The sequence below is a fragment of the Streptomyces sp. NPDC044984 genome, from assembly GCF_040646935.1.
In the GTDB taxonomy this organism is placed as follows: Bacteria; Actinomycetota; Actinomycetes; order Streptomycetales; family Streptomycetaceae; genus Streptomyces.
In genome coordinates, this window is record NZ_JBEZBE010000108.1 from 1 (window position 1) to 1666 (window position 1666).

The following is a 1666-nucleotide window of genomic DNA, read 5'->3' on the forward strand; positions in this document are numbered from 1 at the left end:
AGAAGCCGTATCTCAACCGAACGTGATCCCTTGATTTCTGCTGGTCAGGCATGGTTTCGCTCGGGTTGAGGGAGGCATGCCGACGTCTTGTATCCGCTTCATGGATCGAGGGGTGCGCGGTGGCGTCGGTGCTGGGAATGCTGGAGGAGCGGGAGGCGGCTGCCCGTGTGCGGGTGGAGGGCTTGCGGGAGGAAGCCGCGCGGTTGGCCGAGGTGTTGGAGGCCGCGGAGATCGAGCTGGACCGGCGGGTGATCGCGCGGGAGGAGCTGGTCGAGGCCCTGGCAGTTGCTGCGGCCGAGTCCACTGCCGTGACCACGGCCGAGACAGAGGAGGAAGCGGCGCCGTCGCTCGCGCCGGTGCCGGGCTCGATCGTGCCGCCCTGGCGGGAAGGGCTGCCGGTGACGGTGCTGGCTCCGGACTATCAGCGGATTCTGGGCGTGCTGGAACAGCAGCGGTCCATGGGTCACGGGCCGCTTCGGGCCAAGGAGATCGCTGTGAAGCTGGGCCTTGGGGCGGCCCCGGCGAAGGTCGAAGGGCTGCGGTCGAAAGCCCGGCGCCTGGCGGAGCGCGGGTGGCTCCTCCTGGAGACGTCGGGGGCCTTCAGTGCTGGCCGGCGGCCTGGGGCCGTGCCAGACGCCGGCTCATCCGCGTGACCATCGACCACTGGATCATCGCTTCGCTGGTGGCGGGCAGGGTCTCGTAGTCCCGGGCCAAGCGGCGGGAGTTCATCAGCCACGCGAACGTGCGCTCTGCCACCCAGCGCCTGGGCAGCACCACGAACCCTGCCATGTCGTCGGTGCGCTTGACGATCTCCAAGGTCAGGGCGAGTTTGTTCCGGCACCAGTCGACGAGGCCGCCGGTGTAGCCGCCGTCGGCCCAGACGAGGGTGATGTCGCGGTGCAGACGGCGCAGCCTGGTCAGCAGGCCCGCCGCGGCGTCCCGGTCACCGATGTTCGCCGCGGTGACCGCGACGACCAGGAGCAGACCGAGGGTGTCGGTCACGATGTGCCGTTTGCGGCCCGGCACCTTCTTCCCACCGTCATAGCCGCGTGAGGCGGCCGGCACCGTCGCCGCGGCCCGCACCGACTGCGCGTCGATGATCCCGGCCGTGGGCTCGGCCTCACGGCCCTCGCGCTCACGGACCTTCCCGCGCAGCCGGTCATGGAACTCGGCGATCAACCCGTGCTCGCGCCAGCGCCGGAAGAAGGCGTAGACCCGGCCCCAGCCGGGGAAGTCCGCGGGCATCGCCCGCCACGAGATCCCGCCCGCGACCAGGTAACGGACCGCGTCCAGCAGTTGCCGATGGCAGTAGCCCTCGGGCCGTCCGCCCCGCCCCTGAAACCAGGCCGGCACCGGCAACAACGGCCGCACGGCCGCCCACTCCGCGTCCGTCATGTCCGACGGATACCGGCGCACCCGATCGGGATGATCGGCCGCGTTGCCGTGCACGTGTGCGAGGCAATCGCACGACACGACGGGCGAGTTGAAGTCAACGGGCTCGGGCGCGTACAACAACGACAACAGGGCCTCCGGGAACCGCTCGGAATGGGATCGCACCCCCGAGCTACCAGGAGGCCCTGCCTTCATGCGCGTACCTGCGGAAGATCACCCGACCAGGAACTCCGTTCGATCCACACGTTCCAAGATCGGTTGAGATACGGCTTCT

Annotated in this window: 2 protein-coding genes; one reads left to right on the forward strand and one right to left on the reverse strand. The window is 69.7% G+C overall.

What is annotated here, in order from left to right; genetic code table 11:
- Positions 1-119: 119 nt before the first annotated feature.
- Entirely contained in the window at positions 120-653 is a 534-nt protein-coding gene (locus AB0A94_RS38665) for a hypothetical protein (protein WP_361751726.1), read from the forward strand.
- Here AB0A94_RS38665 and AB0A94_RS38670 read toward each other — a convergent pair.
- Positions 601-1395, reverse strand: a complete 795-nt coding sequence (locus AB0A94_RS38670) for an IS5 family transposase (protein ID WP_361751729.1) — start codon at positions 1393-1395, stop codon at positions 601-603. The genes AB0A94_RS38665 and AB0A94_RS38670 overlap by 53 nt on opposite strands.
- Positions 1396-1666: the final 271 nt, after the last annotated feature.